The sequence below is a fragment of the Pseudomonas sp. 05N433 genome (genome assembly GCF_056396925.1).
This window is the reverse complement of record NZ_JBFTML010000131.1, coordinates 1-1115: the sequence shown is the minus strand read 5'-3', so window position 1 is coordinate 1115 and position 1115 is coordinate 1. Positions and strand designations below refer to the sequence as shown.

The following is a 1115-nucleotide window of genomic DNA, read 5'->3' as shown; positions in this document are numbered from 1 at the left end:
ATCTTATTCCGGAAAAATGTCTCGGGAGCCTACCTATTACTGTCATTATTCACCCTAGCACTAGTGGCATTAGGGCTTCATAACAACCTTATTAAACCTAGCCTTTTCCAACTATTTTTTTTCGGATTCATTCCAGTCCTAATTAAAAACCACCTTCCCCACGCAGTCCCCTTATTACAAGGAAAAGGCGCGGCATTTATTGCCACAATATTAATTGCGACAGCACTCTTTCAACATAAAGAATACTCAACACTCCAGATGCTATTTCTCGCAGCCCCATTCGCTATTATCAGCCTTGGAAATGACATATTTGGCTTACTGAAAAAACATGGCCTTAAATCGCTCGGAGAAGTAAGCTATAGCATTTACCTTACTCACGGTCTAATACTTTACTGGGCATTCTCGACATTCAATATTTTTGATTTTTCCAAAGTGGGAATTTTCACGTTTATAGCACTTCTCCCTTTAGTACTAATCGTAGTATCAGGCACATCTGTCGTCACTTACCTATTCATCGAAAAGCCATTTATATCACCCAATAGAAACAAGACAAAGCACATCGCCCAATCACTGAGCACTGCCAAACCCACTAACACTTAGGACTTACGGTGCCATTATGAAAAAGCTACTAGTTGCTTCCCTTTCATTTCTATCACTGATAACTTCCACCACACATGCTATTGACGTCGGAGTCTACTATTACCCTGGGTGGAAAAGGCCGGATGTAGATGGCTGGGCGAAAATCAAAGCGCACCCCGAACGTGAACCGCTTCTGGGATGGTACACAGAGGGGTCGGATGAGGTGACGAGAAGGCACCTGCAATGGATGGAAAAATACGGGATAAATTTCATTGCCTATGATTGGTATTGGGACCAAGGAACAGGTGTAAAAAACCGCACCTACGCTATAGACTCATACATAAAAAATGCTAAGGACTACAACGTAGATTTTGCTCTACTATGGGCAAACCATACGAACACTCCAGAAAGTTTGTCACAGTTCGATGAAATAGTTAATTACTGGATACTTAACTATTTCAAAAATCCAAAATACAAAAAAATTGACGGCAAACCTGTAGTATATTTATTTTCCTCAGACATGCTTAGTAGAGACT

The 1115-nt window shown here is 40.8% G+C and carries 2 protein-coding genes; both read left to right on the top strand.

The genetic code is table 11. From position 1 onward, the window contains the following. A partial coding sequence (locus tag AC1DIS_RS30010; protein WP_477781305.1) for an acyltransferase family protein occupies positions 1-600 on the top strand: 600 nt, incomplete at its 5' end. Between the two features lie 16 nt (positions 601-616). Then, on the top strand, positions 617-1115 hold a 499-nt coding region (locus AC1DIS_RS30005; RefSeq protein WP_477781304.1), incomplete at its 3' end, for a glycoside hydrolase family 99-like domain-containing protein.